Source organism: Acinetobacter chinensis (assembly GCF_002165375.2).
Classification (GTDB): Bacteria; Pseudomonadota; Gammaproteobacteria; order Pseudomonadales; family Moraxellaceae; genus Acinetobacter; species Acinetobacter chinensis.
In genome coordinates this window covers 224,585-240,229 of the sequence record NZ_CP032134.1, presented here as the reverse complement: position 1 = coordinate 240,229, position 15,645 = coordinate 224,585, and the positions used below count along the sequence as shown (strand labels likewise).

Below are 15,645 nucleotides of genomic sequence, written 5' to 3'. Positions count from 1 at the left end.
AAAAAAGGGCGACAATACTGTCGCCCTTTCCTGTTTAGATATTCAGTCTGATCAGAATGCTTTGGTCAGTGTAAATACTGCACCGGTTTCAACTGCACGTTTCTGAGCATGAGTTAGACCTGCTGTCTCAGTATTTGTACCAATTGCAGCCAGTTCTGCGCTTAAACCTGAAACAGATTTAAAGCCATAGGTCACGCCTGCTTTCCAGTCCACATAGTTGTCATCACCATTGAAGCTGTATTTGTCTTCGTCCACCGTGGTATATCCCACACCAAACACACCACCAAAACCTGTAGCACCAAAAGGTACGCTATAACCGAGATTGACATTCCAGCTGTCCGCTTTGACCCCTGCATAGTCGTTGGTATAGTTGATGTTGGTCAGAATACTGTCTCCTTCAGCAACCGCATTTTTGAAAGTCAGCTTACCGTACAGTTCTGCCCAGTTCAGATCGCTTGAACCTGGATAGTTGTAATACCAGACACCCACATCAAGAACAGGTTTACTCCCGATCGCCTCTAAAGTAGTGCTGTAACCAATATAAGGATCTAGTTCCAGCGATGGAGAGTCCGAACCAAAGCTGACATTGGAACCCCATGCACCTGCATACAGTCCTGAGGTATGTGCCAGTGTGAAACCTGCCTGAACAGCAGGATCGGACTGTGTCTGAGTAATACCGCGGAAACGGTAGTCAGAAGTTGCAGCAGCTGAACCGCTGAAACTCAGTCCCATCTGAGACAGTGCTGTATCTTCCGCTGCCATGGCAGTGCCAGCAGTCATACAGCTAAGAACAGCAACAGAAAATGCCTGAGTGGATAATTTCATCTTGATAACTCCCCCATCGTTTGATGTGTATTTGTTTTGCTGAAATTTAATGATTCCGATATCTGTTCAGCAATTGCTGTGCCAGCTTATGACTGCATCCGAATAAAAAATTTAAATAACCATCAAAACAACAACTTATATTCAAAATTATCTTTTCCCTGCACAGATAAAACCAAAGCTGTTCAGAGCACCGCCTGGACCAGCCTGTCTGAATATAGAGATACAACAGGAACATCAACCGGCAAACTGTCATATAACAGCGCATAGCAGTGTGCTTGAATGCTGCATAAAAATGCCATTTACAACCCGGGGTCTGGCATAAATTAAATGTAATATCTGTAAGCAGAGATAAGAAAAACCGGATGAAACTGCGGGGGCAGTTACGCTCCATAATTCGGCATTTTTTGTTTTGTGATTAAATTTTACGCATTAAAAAAGTGCATTTTTAAAATGCACTTTTTAAGTCTTTAAAATCATTCAGAAACTGAAATTCAATCCTGCGACCATATGATTATCAAAATCGTCACCCAGTCGGTCCTGACCACCCACCACATAATCCAGGCTGGCAGTCAGCCCTGTATCGGAAAAGGCCTTACTCACTCCCACCCGTGCTTCATTGAAAACAACGTCTTTTTCAGTCTGTATAAAGCTGTCATCGTGAGCATCATTGTAAATATATGCACCCACTGAGGTGTTCAGCGTCATGTCATATTTTAAAGGATGATGATAAACCGCACTCAAATACACATCTCCGGCATTGGCATAAGTGGCATTGTTCAACTGAACCGTTGCACCGACACTCAGGTCTTTATATGCCACATAACCCATCACATCATAGCCTGTGATTTTACGGCGTTCACCCTCTTCAGACACCAGTCTGCCGCTGTCCTGATAATAATAAGCTGTTGTCTGCACATGATATTTCCAGTCTTTGGCAAAATCATGGTCATAAGCCACATAAAGATCGTGTTCAAACCCACGGTTCTTTGCATCGTCAGCAGGATCATAACCCAATGTTGACCCCCAGTAACCCAGTGTCACTCCGCTTTTATGCGCATATTCGACACCACCCTGAACAGCCATATCATCATTTTCCACACCGCCACGGTATACGTATTGGGATACAACACCCACGTTACCAGAAAAGCTGTTGCCTGTATCAGGCTCATCAGCCCAGACACTATACGCAGGAACAGAAAAAGTAGCTGCTAAAAACAATTGGGAAATTCGAGAGAACATAGCTTCAGGGTCAGACTCAGAAAGAAGCCGAATTGTACTGAATAATAAAACTTATGGTAAAAACTATTCATCAAAATATGATTGATTTTTCTAATACATTTCATCTTTTTAAATAAAAAATTAAAGCTCAGAAAGCTTATGTATTCTCATTATTATCTAAATTAATGAAAAATAAGTACAAACCGCACGTCATATTATTGAAATAATCTTCCAAAAATACTGTACCTTTTTATGAGATAACTTATACAATTTATCCATTTCCTGACCTGACCGTTCAGTAAAAACAAATATTGCAAATTATCCCTTTTTTTGAGGCAGTCCCATGCTGAAAGCAAGCAAACTTACATTGGCAGTTTTAATTAATGCCGCATTAATCTCCACTGTATACGCCAGCGAACAGAGTGAAGCCAAAGGCTTTGTAGAAGATGCTGAAGGATCCGTACTGTTCCGTACAGGTTTTGTTGACCGCGATAAGAAACATGGCAAAGCAGACACCCGTTCCACCGCTCAGTCTGCTATTTTCGATTTAGACTCTGGTTATACTCAGGGTGTTGTCGGTTTTGGTGTAGGTGTTGTTGGCGATGGATCATTTAAAATCGGTGACAACAATCATGCTGGCAACAACATGATTCCACTGCACAACAATGGTCAGAAAGATGCAAAAGGCCGTGTTGATGCCTACGATCACTGGGCACGTGGTGGTGCAAATGTAAAAGCCCGTATTTCGAACACTGACGTTCGCTATGGTACTCAGATTTTAGATCTGCCGGTTCTTGCCAGCAATACAAGCCGTATGGTTCCTGAATATTTTGAAGGTGTACTTGCAACCAGCCGTGAAATTTACGGTCTTGAACTGACTGCCGGTAAATTTACTAAAAACCAGATGTCTGATCAGATTTCAACAGATAAAAACCGTCTGGACAGCGCGATTGTATGGGGTGGAAAATATAAGTTTGATGAGCAGTTAAATGCATCCTACTTTGGTCTCGATTCCAAAAACAAACTTGAACGTCACTATGTAAATGTGAACTTCAAGCAGCCGCTTGCCAATGACAGCTCACTGACACTCGATTTCAGTGGTTATCACACTAAATTTGACAAAAATGCGGTCACGTATTCTGCAACAGGTGAAGTTGCTCCTGACTATGGAACAACGAGTATTGCAGGTTTTGAAAAAACCAATAATATCTGGGCGGTATCAGGTAGCTATAATACTGGCGCACATAATCTGATGTTAGCTTACCAGCAGAACACAGGAAATGTTGGCTATGACTATGGTCAGAATGCGGATGGTTTCCAGAGTGTTTACCTGCCAAACTCTTACCTTTCAGACTTTATTGGTAACCATGAAAAATCTGTACAGGCACAGTACAGCCTGGACCTGGGTAAATTAGGTGTTCCTGGTCTGAACTGGACCACTGCATATGTCTATGGCTGGGATATCAATGTTGCCGGCACAGCCGATGAAGGCAAAGAGCAGGAATTCTTCAACCAGGTCAAATATACAGTTCAGTCCGGTTTTGCCAAAGATGCCAGCTTACGTTTACGTAACTCCATCTATCGTGCAAACGATGCATATGAAAATACATACATCGGTGACACCAATGAATGGCGTATTTTCCTTGATATCCCTGTGAAATTCTTCTGATTTCCATAGTATCAGGCATAAAAAAACCTGCACAGTGTGCAGGTTTTTTTATGGAAAACATTCTGTTTCAGATCATTTTCCAGTTCCGCGAGGGAATTATTTATTTGCAGCTTTATAAGCTTCGATTGAATCAAGAACTTCCTGTTTTGCAACTTCAGAACCTTCCCAACCGCTTAATTTAACCCATTTTCCAGCTTCAAGATCTTTATAGTGAGCAAAGAAATGTTCAACCTGTTTAATCAGTAATTCAGGCAGATCTGTATATTCTTTAACATCTTTATAAAGCGGTGTTAATTTGTCATGTGGTACTGCAATCAGTTTTGCATCCACACCACCGTCATCTTCCATGTTCAGTTTACCCACTGGACGGCAACGGATTACCGAACCTGGTTCTACGGGATGTGGAGTTACAACCAGTACATCAAGTGGGTCACCATCAAGAGACAGTGTATTTGGAACATAGCCGTAGTTCGCTGGGTAGAACATCGCAGTACCCATGAAACGGTCTACAAATAACGCATCAGAATCTTTATCAATTTCATATTTGATTGGCGCTGCATTTGCAGGAATTTCAATAATTACATAGATGTCGTTAGGTGCATCTTTACCCGCAGGGATATTGCTGTAGCTCATAGGATACTCTTTAACAAATTAAATCTGATTTAAACCGGCACAATTATAGCGGTTTTCTGGTTATGTCGCCGGAATTATACATCCTGGACATTAAAAAAGTATTTTCACCGGTCTGAACTTAGGTCAGTTTGATCACCATGATCAGCAGACAGATCGGACATAACAAAGACAGCATCCAGATCACAGAGCGCAGGGTTGCAAGATTTGCCAGATAACAGATGCCATACAGCACACGCAACACAATGTAGGCAATACCGAAGGTCATTACCACAATCTGTGGAACCACCATATATTCAGCCATCAGCACAGAGGCAATAAATAAAGGCAGGCTTTCAAAACTGTTCTGCTGGACTGCATTTGCACGTGCGGACAGACCCGTTGTTTTACTCAGAAAATCCCGCGGGTTCTGATTATCTGCCGGTTTAAATCCACCCGCCATTTTTGCAATGACTGTAAATACATAAGGCAACAGACAGGCAATGATGATTAGCCATATGATTCCGCTGATACTTTGCATCCATTCTGTCTCTTCAACAATTTCTGCACTATCATAGCATGGCATTTCATTAATAAATTTTGTTAAATATAGTGTTTTTATAACCAGAGGAAGAGATTCATCATGCTTAGTCCTGATCAGAAGGAAATGTTTGATGTGCTGGAACAGCAGCACAAAAGTCAGCGTCAGGTGGATCGTATTCTGAAGTTTGTACTGCCTGTTATGGCTTTTTTACTGACCGTGATCTGCGCCAACCTGAATGTATGGTCTACTGTTTTCACTTTTTTTGTCCTGTGGATTGCTTTTATTGCCACAGGCATCAAAAACATGGCAGTTGGGCAATGGGTTGTTTTTATTCTGGTTTATTGTCTGATTGATAATTTTCTGAGTTATGGCTCTTTTAATATTTCAGGCTTCAGCCGCCAGTTCGGCACCATGTTTATCTTTCTGGGCATTGTTGCTATCGGACGACCTTATATTGACCGCTGGTTTCTGAAAAGTAAGTCATAAAAAAAGCGCCTTATGGCGCTTTTTTTATATCTGATTTATTTACGTAAGTCCTTACGCAGGATTTTACCTACATTGGATTTTGGTAATTCATCAATAAATTCAACATAACGTGGACGTTTATAGCCAGTCAGGTTTTCTTTAGCATATTCAAGTACTTCTTCAGTTGTTAAAGAAGGATCCTTCTTCACAACAAACAGCTTAGGCACCTCACCTGATTTTTCATCAGGTACACCAATGGCTGCAACCTCAAGCACTTTTGGATGTTTCGCAATCACTTCTTCAATTTCGGCTGGATATACGTTGAAACCTGAGACCAGAATCATATCTTTTTTACGGTCTACAATTTTCACGAAACCACGGTCATTCATGACACCAATGTCGCCTGTACGGAAATAGCCATTGAACATGACTTTTTCTGTTTCATCAGGACGGTTCCAGTAACCTTTCATGACCTGAGGACCACGGATCGAAATTTCACCCTGCTCACCCAGTGCAACTTCATTACCGGCATCATCCAGAATCGCAACTTCAGTCAGTGGCAATGGGATCCCGATTGTACCGCTGAACTCTTCTGAAGCAGGCGGGTTTGCCGTTGCAACAGGTGAAGTTTCAGAAAGACCGTAACCTTCAATAATGTTGGTTCCCGTTACTTTCTTCCATGCTTCAGCAGTCGATGGCAATACCGCCATACCACCACCCATCGCCATTTTCAGCTTGCTGTGATCCAACTGTTTAAATTCTTCATTGTTCACAAGTGCATTAAACAGTGTATTGACCGCTGGGAAGAACGATGGCTGATATTTACGTAATTCTTTAATCACCGCAGGTAGATCACGCGGGTTAGGAATCAGAATGTTTGCCTGACCTTTGTACATGCCGTACATGGCACAGACCATGAATGCAAAGATATGATAAAGCGGCAGTGCACAGAAAATACGGTCATCTTTTTCGCCATCAGCTTTACCGAATTTGCTCTGGAAGATACCGTCACACTGCAGCAGGTTCGCAACAAGGTTACGATGTGTCAGCTCAGCACCTTTGGAAACACCTGTTGTACCACCTGTGTACTGTAGAACAGCCGTATCGCTTAAAGTCAGACTTGGACGCTTATAATTGTTTGCACTGACTTTGGACATTGCAGCATTGAACTTCACATGTCCTGGAATACTCCACGCTGGAATCTGCTTACGTACAGAGCGCAGAACAAAGTTCACCAGTGTACCTTTTAAAGTACCCAGCATATCACCCACAGAAGCGACAACAACATGCTTCACAGGTGTTTTACCAATAATTGCCTGATATACCGTTGCAAAGTTTTCAACAATAACCAGTGCTTCTGCACCTGAGTCATTCAACTGATGTTCAAGTTCACGTGAAGTATACAGTGGGTTCACATTAACCAGTACCAGTCCTGCACGGAACACCCCCAGTGCAACCACAGGATACTGCAATACGTTTGGCATCATCACCGCAACACGCGATCCTTTTGCCAGCCCCAGGCTTTGAAGATATGTCGCAAATTTACGGCTTGCTTCTTCCAGTTCACTGAATGTCAGTACTTTATCCATAAAGATAAAGGCATCACGTGAACCAAATTTCTGGAAATTACGCTCAAATATATCTACAAGTGATGTATTTTCTGCCGGTAATTCAACAGTCTCCGGAATCCCTGTCTTATGGTATTCAGCAAACCAGATCTTTTCCATAACGCCTATCTCTCCAATCAATAATCCTTAGTTTTCAACTGTTTTTTTCAATGCAGCGCGTCATTTTTTGCTTGTATATGCGCTGCATCTCATCCATTTTCACGAATATGATCATATATAACGTATTTTGCTCAAAAAACGCTACTATTATCTTTGAATCAACAGTTTATTTGCTTTTTGATATCCCCGTGGTAGGAGCTGACCTTTAGTTGCTCTTTTACCGATATATTTCTGGAGATCATCCCCTTTGAGTTTAAGCTGTTGCTGTCCAGCAACAATCTGTACCACATCATTCAGGTTCAACGTTATCATGTCGATCACCTGGTCATCACTTTCCAGTTGTATCAACTTATTACCTTTGCCTTTATTCAGCACGGGTAAGTCTTCAAGATCAATCAGCAGCAGCCTGCCCGTTCCATTCAGGACTGCCAGATGCGTACTGTCTTTGACGACCTGTAAGTTCAGTGCCTGAGCATTATCAGGGACGGTCAGGAATGCTTTACCTGCTTTTGCATTGGTATCCAGCTGTTTTGCCTGAGTTTTAAAACCATAGCCTGCTGAACTTGCCGCAATGATTTCCTGTTCATCTTCCTCCACAAGAATCTGCATAAAGCCGACTCCGCTTGCCGGAGAAAGCTTTGAACTTAAAGGTTCACCCAGACCACGGGCAGAAGGCAGACTGTTGATGGCAAGTGCATAGCTGCGTCCACTTTCATCCAGGATATAAACTTTCTGATTGGTCTTGCCCTGTGCTGAACTTAAGTACTGATCGCCCGCACGGAAATTCAGACCGGCAGCATCCACATCATGTCCTTTGGCAGCACGGATCCAACCAGCTTCTGAAAGCACAACGGTCACCGCTTCGGCAGGCATTAAATCCTGTTCACTGATGGCTGTCGCTTCTGCACGCTGTACAATCGGAGAACGGCGGTCATCGCCAAAGTTTTTTGCCACCTCTTTTAATTCATCAATAATCAGGGATTTTAAAGATTCAGGGTTGGCTAACTGTTCACGGATAATGGCAGCTTTCGCTTCCAGTTCTTCCTGTTCACGGCGCATTTCCATTTCTTCAAGTTTTGCCAGGTGACGCAACTTGAGTTCCAGAATGGCTTCTGCCTGAATTTCATCAATATGAAAACGTGACATAAGTTCTGGTTTAGGCTGATCTTCTTCACGGATAATTCGGATCACCTCATCAATGTTCAGATAAGCAATGATTAAACCGCCAAGAATGTGTAAACGCTTTTCAATTTTATTCAGATGATACTGTAGACGACGGGTGACCGTATTTTTACGGATTTCAATCCATTCCAGTAAAATTTTACGGATGGATTTAACCTGCGGACGACCATCAGCACCGATCATGTTCATGTTGACACGATAGCTTGATTCGAGATCAGTCGTTGCAAACAGATGGCTCATGACCGCTTCTGCATCAATCCGGCTTGAACGCAGCACAATCACCAGTCGGGTCGGATTCTGATGATCCGACTCATCACGCAGGTCTGTCACCAGTGGCAGTTTTTTTGCCTGCATCTGGTCTGCAATCTGAGTGATAATTTTTGAACCGGATACTTGATAAGGCAGTTCAGTAATCACAATTTCATTTTTTTCAATTGTGTAAATCGCACGGGTACGATAACTGCCACGCCCCGTGGTCTGTATTTTCAGTAATTCTTCTGGTGACGTAATAATTTCAGCCCGGGTCGGTAAATCCGGTGCCGGAATGTATTCTGCAACTTTTTCATCACTCAGATCAGGTTTACGGATTAAGGCAATCGTACCCTTCACCACTTCACGCAAATTGTGCGGTGGAATATCCGTTGCCATACCAACTGCGATACCCGTTGTACCGTTTAACAGAATATTGGGTACCCGCGCAGGCAAACTGACCGGTTCTTTCATGGTTCCGTCAAAGTTATCCTGCCAGTCGCAAGTGCCTTGACCCAGTTCTGAAAGCAGTAAATCACTGTATTGTGAAAGTTTAGCTTCGGTATAACGCATTGCAGCGAATGATTTAGGATCATCCGGTGAACCCCAGTTACCCTGACCTTCAATAAATGGATAGCGATAGCTGAATGGCTGTGCCATCAATACCATCGCTTCATAACAGGCTAAGTCACCATGCGGATGGTACTTACCCAGTACATCACCGACAGTACGTGCTGATTTTTTCGGCTTTCCACTTGGCTTTAAGCCCAGTTCACTCATGGCGTAGACGATACGTCGCTGAACAGGTTTTAAACCATCACTGATATGCGGTAATGCACGATCCATAATCACGTACATGGCATAGTTCAAGTAAGCCTGTTCGGTAAATTCGGCTACGGAACGGTTTTCCGTTGCTTGATGCGCAAGGCTTGTCATAACAACCTGTTATCCTGAATCAATTCGTTCTAAGTAATATTATTTCTACGTTCTTATGCTAAGTCGCCAGCTTCACCTATACAAGTATAAGCACACAACACAACGACAATTTGCGTCTTCAGATGTTCCTACTGCCGTAAAATTATCCATTTTTGATGAAATGAGCAACTGATAATTTTGATACCCGTCCAACGTGGTTTCAGATGCTACATCCGGACAGCAACAGATACGTTGATTCAGACATCATGGATGGCGATGTATTTAATATATAAGTCATGATTGGTATTTCAGCGTTTTGTTTATAAAAAACGTGATAAATACATCAATCCGCTTTTACAGAACCAGCCGTCCATTATTTTAGACAGGACACAGGGGCAACTCCTGAAGGAATAACTTAAATTCATGAAAAACCTTAACCTGAACAGGATACAGACGACTACTTTACAATACGGTAACGTAACAACCCTGAGTAAAAAAAGCTGATCAGATTTTTCTTTAATTCATTTTACTCCAATAAGTTACTTACAACTTTAACAACATTAGCTTTTTCGTCTCTGTCAAAAGTAATCATCTCTGAAGTAAGTGTATCCAGTCTTTTCTTTTTTAAGTTTATGGAATATGACGTCCTGATTTGATTTCCATTTAATGTAGAACCTGCAATCTCATTAATTGTTAATTTTCTGTTTTTTATAAAAAAACTAATGTCAGGTGAAATACTGGGAAAATACTTAAAAGAATAACAGCCATTCTTTTGAGTATCCGATAACCTCAGGATTAAATAATCTTCGTCTGGAATACTGAAATCTTCAGATTTACCTGAATCATCAGAAATTATCAGTTTATCAATATTCTGACACGCCTTTGAATCAGATAGTTTCTGTAATGGGATGGACGTACCTGCATGGCTTATACAGGAAACAAGTGTAGAAACCATTATAATAATTTTTTTCATTCTACTTCCTTAAGACTCACAGGATACATATTTTTAAGACCTGAGTTTTGATTGTATTTTGTCCATATCTGAGAACCAACTTTACTTTTACTTAAAACACCGGCTGAAGATGTTTGAAGACTAATATTTTTGATTATTGGATAAGTTATTTATAAAACAGTCCTTTAGTGAAAATATCTGATGAAAAAATTAATCTGAAATCTCCATGCTGATATTCTGTTGGCAGAAGCATTCTTTTTTTCTTCCATGCTTGCTACCAGACTATTGGTTAAATTCTGTTGAGAATTAACAGGCTTAAAATCAGAGAATGAATCACGTCAGCTGGAACCACCACTCTCTCCAACCACATGCACCTGTTTCGGTAAAATAGTTGCACCACAGCTGAGCTTATCGCCGACATAAGCAACGGCTTTACCATCAAAAATGACATGATCATGACTTTTGATAATCGTTGACCACTGACTGCACCGGGCACAGAAATAACCATCTCCTGCCACAAGAAATGGGATGCCCATCTGAGTTGCTTTCATTTGTGTTGCAGGAATAACCCCACCATGATCTGTCATGGAATGATGCACAGCAAAAGCCTTTGCCATATCTGAATCCTTATAATTTAAATTCTTTTATATTTTAAATATTTATTGTGTTTATTTTCTGTTCAGAAAATCCGGCAGGATTATATACCAGATCAGTTCTGCCAACATAGAAAAATAAATGCAGGCAGCGTGAAAGTAAGCACTGCCTGCATCAGTTTCAAAGCCCGATTTCTTCCAGGGTTCTTCCTTTTGTTTCTTCACCCAGTACCAGTATCACAGCTGCCACAGCCAGCAACACAGCGGTAAACATCATAAAGACTGCACTGAAACCATTGCTTGCAACCATCATATGGGTCACCACCAGTGGCGCTACGATGCCACCGATACGTCCGATTGCGGATGCCCAGCCAGAACCAAATGCACGGATATTGGTTGGGTACTGTTCTGGCGTATAGGTATAAAGCACACCCCATGCACCCAGGTTAAAGAAAGACATCAGGCAGCCCCAGAACATAATCATACTGACGGTCGCTGCCTGCCCAAAGAAGTAGGCAGACACCGCACACATGCCAATAAAGCCTGCCAGCGTTGCTTTTCGCCCCAGTTTTTCCACCAGCCACGCTGCAACCACATAACCTGGAAGCTGAGCCAGAATCATGCCCAGCACATATTCAAAAGACTGTACGATGGTATAGCCCTGTTTGACCAGCAGACTGGGTAACCAGGTGAAAATGCCATAATACGAAAAGACGATTCCGAACCAGATCAGCCACAGCATCAGGGTTCTTTTTGCAAATGGATCAGACCATAGCTGTGTAAAAGAAACTGTATTTTTTTCAGCGACGGGTTTGACTTCAATTGTTTCAATCACTTCCACGCCACACTGGCGTTCAAGCTTCTGCACCAGTGCATGTGCTTCCTCAATCCGCCCTTTATTGATGAGATACGGTACAGATTCTGGGACTTTTTTCAGAATCATGAAGACATAAATCGCAGGTAAGCCACCAATTAAAAAGGCAATATGCCAGCCATAATCTGGAATGACAAAATAAGAAATTAAAGCAGCCACCAGCCAGCCCAGTCCCCAGAAACTTTCCAGCAGCACAATAAAACGACCACGTACCTGTGCAGGGATATATTCACTGACCAGTGTCACAGCAACAGGCAGCTGTCCACCCAGCCCAAGTCCAACCACAAAACGGAAAACAAGTAACCAGGTCAGATTTGGAGCAAATGCACATAAGGCTGTTGCAATGCTGTAAGTCACCAGGGTAATGGCAAAAACCGTACGGCGACCAATTTTATCGGCAAGTCCGCCTGAAAACACCGCCCCAATAGCCATACCGACAAAACCAATCGACACCACCCAGCCTTTTTCCGCTGGCGTCATTTGCCACTCTTCTGCCATACGTGCCAGAATAAAGGAAATCAGCCCGGTGTCCATGGCATCGAACATCCAGCCCAGTCCAATGACCCACAGCAAGGTATAGTGAAATTTGCCTACAGGCAGGCGTTGTACTCGTGAGATTAAATCCATAACGATTCTCTGGCTTGAGGTGAAAGTGAGTCTTACTGCTTTCACAACAGGATTTTATTGTTCTGTTTATTCTTTTTAGAGGAATGAACCCACAGTTTAAACCCGCAGGTTCAGTTCATCATCTTTCAGATCTATTTTTTAACACAGCATAATTCTGCAGATACTGTATCAGGTTTCATCTTTGGAAGATGCAGACTGTTCATCATCATCTTTATAAATAAATTTCGGCATTTCAAGCCCAAAATAAATCGCAATACAGCGTAAAGAGAAACCAAAAACCAGCGTCGAAATAACGGTCAATTCCAGTGATAAACCAAAGTGGATACAGAACCAGTAAAAAATGACCGCAACAAAAGAAATAGAAGCATAAAGCTCACGGCGGAATACCAACGGAACATCATTACATAGAATATCCCGCAGAATACCACCGGATACACCCGTTAACACCCCTGCCACCGCACTGACAACAAAGCCATGTCCCATTTCCAGGGCAATCTGACAGCCAATAATGGTAAAGCCAATCAGACCTAAGGCATCCAGCAACAGGAAGATGGAATGTAAATGCTTCATCCATTTGGCAATAATGATCGTCACAAATGCGGCAACACAGGTCAGCACCAGATATTCAGGATGTTTCACCCAGGTCAGGGGATAATGCCCAAGCAGGACATCACGGACTGAACCGCCACCCAAAGCTGTTACACAGGCAATCAGCACCACACCAAACCAGTCCATACTACGCCGTCCGGCCGACAGCGCACCTGTCATGGCTTCTGCCGTAATTGCAATAATATAGATGACTAATAACAACATTGCCCTTCTTCCGCTGAGGGTTATCGATGCGCGTATTCTAAGTCAAAATGCATGAAAAGTTACAGATATTGCGCACAACACTGTTTAAATTTTTTAGCTGAACCACAAATACAGGGCTGTTTCATGGTAAGTGGCTGACCTGTGGTTGGATCAAGAAAATACCAGGTATCATCCTGCTTTACAAAATGTGAGACTTCATGATGAATCTGTACCTGTGAATCAGGACTGTTCTGTTCTGAATAATGTGCCTTGAACTCGACCTGAGCATGATTTTTACCCAGTTTTTCCTTCGTCTGCACAATTTCGAGCTTTAACCACTGGTTCGCTTGACTCCAGTCTGCAATGGCTTTGACATCCAGTGCCTGCTGTTGCCCCAGAGCAGTCGTCTGCACAATATAATCAGTTTCATGTTTTGCAAATGCACTGTAACGGGAGCGCATGAGCTGTTCAGATGTTTCAGCTTTTTTCTGACCTGCATGTAAAGGCTGGCAACACTCGCTGTAAAGTGGTGAACCACATGGGCAGGATAAATTTGACATGATAAAACCCTTCTGGAAACTCATGGAATTATAAGAACTTCTGATCATAAATGGCGTATTTAAATGAAGGATTCTTTTTAGCTGAAATTCCGCTATGATCTACTCATAAATTATTAAAATGAATCAGGTATTTTATGTCTGCTGGGGTGTGGGTACTTATTTATCTGGCGGTCAGCCTGATGTGTAAATGGATTCTTTCATGGGGTGGTGCAGACTGTATCAAAGGATGGAAAAGTATATTTTTCTTCAATGGTTCACCCGAAGAATGGAATACTGAACAACTCAGAGCAATGGCTTTATTTTTATGGATCGGTTTTACTGTCCTGTTTCTGATCGGTCTGATTTATCCTGAGTTCCGATGTTACCGACTGAAAAGCTGCTTATAAACTCCAAAACCTCAGGTTTGTTAACCACCAGCACTGTATTTCTGTTCTGATGTTAAATACAGAATTCAAAAAATACTTCAATATAAACAGGTTATGGAGTAAGAATATATTCACCCATATATCCTGACCATCGGTTCTTACACCGCAAAGTATCATTATTTCAACAAGCCAGCAGGGGTTTGAGTTGCTATGACAAAGATATCTGAACGTATACCCATGCTCAGCTTCTGGATTTCTGTCGGTATCAGTGTCATGAATATGATTGCCACTATAGCGGGCTTAAAATCAGCACTCAGCTGGTATACAGGCATGACCGTTTCTCCAGCTTTGACCATCCCCATTGCTTTAATCTCGATGGGGATTCTGGTAACCGTCTGGATAAATTCCCTGATGAGTAATTATGGCGGAATGCTGATCTACTGGATCAATCTGCTGATTGCTCCATTTGGTTATCAGGCTTTCGGTCTTCCCTTCTGGCTGGGCATAACTTTAGCCGCTGCACCCTTGCCATTTTATTTTGGTGTCATGTATTTTTCCTACTGGATTGATACACGTCAGAAAGAAAAAGCCTGATATTAAAATCATTTAAAATTTCAGACCCTTAAAGTTTCAATCATGATCACGGTTTGCCTGTCCATGACCATGTACCGCTTTAAAACATCCAGTATGACTTAAACCTAAGAGTCTGCCTCAGATATTTTACGCACACAAACTTGACAATACCAATTGTCAAAATTATCTTAATAAAAAGAGGAACTTTAAGATGCGTAAAAATAATGAAATCACCGCAGTTTCCCTGACGAAAATGAGCCACCAACAACTGCTCCATTTATTTAAAACACTGGATGCTCCATCAATCAATGAAATGCACGGTGAATATCGGGCCACCCTGTTAAAGCAACCTGGTTTTATTGCGACCTTGAGTGGCTATATCATCAATAATCCGATACTCAACTGGCAGACCAAATCGTTTCGCCCTGTCAGTGAAGATCAGGGACGCGGCTATAATACCTTTCTGCGCAAAAAGAAAATCATTCAAAAATTTCCCATGCAGACAGTGATCGCCAGCTCCAGATATGATGCAAAACCAGTCTATCAACTGATCTACAAAAGCTTTCATTCATTGTGTGCTGATATCAATATGGTGGATGAGGTCAGAAAAATTAATGAGCATTTATATTTAGGCATTGGAACATGGGGATTTTCAGAAAAGCAGCAGCATATTGCCTATCCATTTATGCTGGAAGGTCCCATTCATGCGTATAGAAAAGACATCGGGATCATGAGAACACCACTCAAATAATCCATCACGGAGCTATGTTTTAAATTTCAGTCTGACTCTGCGCTAAGATTAAGACTTCAGTGTTAATGCCTGAGTGTACAGAATAAATGAGCTGTCCCCAGATTTATCCATTCAATGGTCTGTGTGTTTTAAACCAATAAAAAAGCCAGTCTTTC

Annotated in this window: 15 protein-coding genes and 1 pseudogene; 5 read left to right on the top strand and 11 right to left on the bottom strand. The window is 42.0% G+C overall.

Features of this window, described 5'->3' with window-relative positions; all coding sequences use genetic code 11:
- Positions 1–51 precede the first annotated feature (51 nt).
- Complete coding sequence (locus tag CDG60_RS01920; protein WP_087513557.1) at positions 52–825, bottom strand: TorF family putative porin; 774 nt, start codon at positions 823–825, stop codon at positions 52–54.
- Positions 826–1,302: 477 nt separating this feature from the next.
- Complete coding sequence (locus CDG60_RS01910; RefSeq protein ID WP_227542909.1) at positions 1,303–2,043, bottom strand: TorF family putative porin; 741 nt, start codon at positions 2,041–2,043, stop codon at positions 1,303–1,305.
- A 343-nt stretch (positions 2,044–2,386) separates the two neighbouring features.
- Here CDG60_RS01910 and CDG60_RS01905 point away from each other — a divergent pair, with 343 nt between their 5' ends.
- Positions 2,387–3,712 carry an OprD family outer membrane porin gene (locus CDG60_RS01905; protein ID WP_087513554.1) on the top strand — a complete coding sequence of 442 codons (1,326 nt, stop codon included), beginning with the start codon at positions 2,387–2,389 and terminating at the stop codon, positions 3,710–3,712.
- Between the two features lie 96 nt (positions 3,713–3,808).
- Here CDG60_RS01905 and ppa read toward each other — a convergent pair whose 3' ends face one another.
- Together ppa and CDG60_RS01895 are read right to left on the bottom strand one after the other, a co-directional pair.
- Positions 3,809–4,345 (bottom strand): inorganic diphosphatase, encoded by a 537-nt coding sequence (gene ppa / locus CDG60_RS01900; RefSeq protein ID WP_087513553.1) that lies wholly within the window; start codon positions 4,343–4,345, stop codon positions 3,809–3,811.
- Positions 4,346–4,463: 118 nt separating this feature from the next.
- Entirely contained in the window at positions 4,464–4,862 is a 399-nt protein-coding gene (locus tag CDG60_RS01895) for an MAPEG family protein (protein ID WP_087513610.1), read from the bottom strand.
- Positions 4,863–4,964: 102 nt separating this feature from the next.
- Between CDG60_RS01895 and CDG60_RS01890 the strand changes: the two genes are divergently transcribed.
- Positions 4,965–5,351, top strand: coding sequence for a hypothetical protein (locus tag CDG60_RS01890; protein WP_087513552.1), 387 nt, complete (start codon positions 4,965–4,967; stop codon positions 5,349–5,351).
- A gap of 35 nt (positions 5,352–5,386) precedes the next feature.
- On the opposite strand, the gene CDG60_RS01885 is transcribed toward CDG60_RS01890, so the two are convergent.
- The 7 genes and pseudogenes from CDG60_RS01885 to CDG60_RS01855 all read right to left on the bottom strand — a co-directional run bounded on the left by CDG60_RS01885 (position 5,387) and on the right by CDG60_RS01855 (position 13,801).
- Entirely contained in the window at positions 5,387–7,057 is a 1,671-nt protein-coding gene (locus CDG60_RS01885; protein ID WP_087513551.1) for an AMP-binding protein, read from the bottom strand.
- Positions 7,058–7,204: 147 nt separating this feature from the next.
- Entirely contained in the window at positions 7,205–9,424 is a 2,220-nt protein-coding gene (gene parC / locus CDG60_RS01880; RefSeq protein WP_087513550.1) for a DNA topoisomerase IV subunit A, read from the bottom strand.
- A 505-nt stretch (positions 9,425–9,929) separates the two neighbouring features.
- A complete protein-coding gene (locus CDG60_RS01875; protein WP_087513549.1) occupies positions 9,930–10,376 on the bottom strand; it encodes a hypothetical protein in 447 nt (148 codons plus the stop codon).
- Between the two features lie 323 nt (positions 10,377–10,699).
- Positions 10,700–10,972, bottom strand: a pseudogene (locus CDG60_RS01870) (PAAR domain-containing protein); the annotation flags it as partial.
- A gap of 157 nt (positions 10,973–11,129) precedes the next feature.
- On the bottom strand, positions 11,130–12,449 hold the full coding sequence (niaP, locus tag CDG60_RS01865) for a niacin transporter NiaP (protein ID WP_087513547.1): 1,320 nt from the start codon (positions 12,447–12,449) through the stop codon (positions 11,130–11,132).
- 168 nt (positions 12,450–12,617) lie between these two features.
- Positions 12,618–13,262 carry a trimeric intracellular cation channel family protein gene (locus CDG60_RS01860; RefSeq protein WP_087513546.1) on the bottom strand — a complete coding sequence of 215 codons (645 nt, stop codon included), beginning with the start codon at positions 13,260–13,262 and terminating at the stop codon, positions 12,618–12,620.
- A gap of 59 nt (positions 13,263–13,321) precedes the next feature.
- Positions 13,322–13,801, bottom strand: coding sequence for a YchJ family protein (locus CDG60_RS01855; protein ID WP_087513609.1), 480 nt, complete (start codon positions 13,799–13,801; stop codon positions 13,322–13,324).
- Between the two features lie 134 nt (positions 13,802–13,935).
- Between CDG60_RS01855 and CDG60_RS01850 the strand changes: the two genes are divergently transcribed.
- The 3 genes from CDG60_RS01850 to CDG60_RS01840 all read left to right on the top strand — a co-directional run bounded on the left by CDG60_RS01850 (position 13,936) and on the right by CDG60_RS01840 (position 15,490).
- Entirely contained in the window at positions 13,936–14,187 is a 252-nt protein-coding gene (locus CDG60_RS01850; RefSeq protein ID WP_087513545.1) for a hypothetical protein, read from the top strand.
- A 189-nt stretch (positions 14,188–14,376) separates the two neighbouring features.
- A complete protein-coding gene (locus CDG60_RS01845; protein ID WP_160116951.1) occupies positions 14,377–14,760 on the top strand; it encodes a hypothetical protein in 384 nt (127 codons plus the stop codon).
- Positions 14,761–14,950: 190 nt separating this feature from the next.
- Positions 14,951–15,490, top strand: a complete 540-nt coding sequence (locus CDG60_RS01840) for a hypothetical protein (RefSeq protein ID WP_087513543.1) — start codon at positions 14,951–14,953, stop codon at positions 15,488–15,490.
- Positions 15,491–15,645: the final 155 nt, after the last annotated feature.